This is a genomic window from Gemmatimonadales bacterium, from assembly GCA_030697825.1.
In the GTDB taxonomy this organism is placed as follows: domain Bacteria; phylum Gemmatimonadota; class Gemmatimonadetes; order Gemmatimonadales; family JACORV01; genus JACORV01.
On sequence record JAUYOW010000262.1, the window covers coordinates 1 to 1,006 of the forward strand.

The 1,006-nt window shown below is 67.2% G+C and carries 2 protein-coding genes; both read left to right on the forward strand.

The features are described from left to right. Positions 1-392, forward strand: a 392-nt coding sequence (locus Q8Q85_13000; protein MDP3775173.1) for an MBL fold metallo-hydrolase, incomplete at its 5' end; no start/stop codon positions are given. A 339-nt stretch (positions 393-731) separates the two neighbouring features. Further along, a partial coding sequence (locus Q8Q85_13005) for a hypothetical protein (protein ID MDP3775174.1) occupies positions 732-1,006 on the forward strand: 275 nt, incomplete at its 3' end.

The following is a 1,006-nucleotide window of genomic DNA, read 5'->3' on the forward strand; positions in this document are numbered from 1 at the left end:
ACTTCCCGTTCGGCCGCGTGAAGCTGGTTCCCGCCATCCACGGCGGGCAGGTCGAGGGCACCGACGGGTCGAAGTTCGCGACCTGGCCCTGCGGGTTCGTGGTGACGATGGGCGGCACGCGCATCTACCACACCGGTGACACCGCGCTCACCATGGACATGCAGCTCCTCGCGGGGCGGGTGGACGTGATGCTCCTTTGCATCGGCGACAACTACACGATGGGGATCGAGGATGCAGCACGGGCGGTCGAGTTCGTACAGCCGAAGGTCGCGATCCCGATGCACTACAACACGTTTCCTCTGATCGCGGCGGATCCGGAGGAGTTCAAGAAGGCCGTCGGCGGCCGGGCGGAGATCGTCGTCCTGCAGCCGGGCGAATCGTACCGCAGCTGAGGTCTTCGTCCCTTTCCACCATACGGCAGTAGCCCGAGCCGCTCGTCGTGCGCCGGTCTCACGACGCCGAAGTGGCGACGGTCGGTGGTCACGATCGATCCGATGTCCAGCCGCCTGGTCGAGGTCGGTCTCGCTCGCGCCCGCGAGGCGTCGCCATCCTGCCGCGACCGCCCGGCGGTCCGCTGCGCGCGGGCCGCCGTCGCCGTGAACTTGGACGCCAGCAGGTCCATCATCCCTTCGCGCAGGTAGTGCAAGCCTGCCAGAGTGCCGTCCCCTGGAAAGCGGGCAGAAGGCCAGCTAGTCTTGACCCACCTACAACCAACCCACCGGAGCATTCGCGTGCCTCTCAAGTCGAAGAAGAAGAAGTTGGCCGGCTTCCGCCTCACCTACGCCACGATGTTCGATCCGCCGCTGGGGTTGCACCGCAACTTCGAGAAGGCGCTCGCCCGCGTGAAGACCGACCTCGGGTGCGAGTACCCGATGCTCGTCGGGGGCAAGGAACGCCTCGCGGCCGAGAAGTTCGAGGACCGGAGCCCGATAGACCACTCGTGGCTGCTGGGCACCTTCCAGAAAGGGACCGCCCGGGACGCGAAGGACGCGATCGCCGCCGCGCG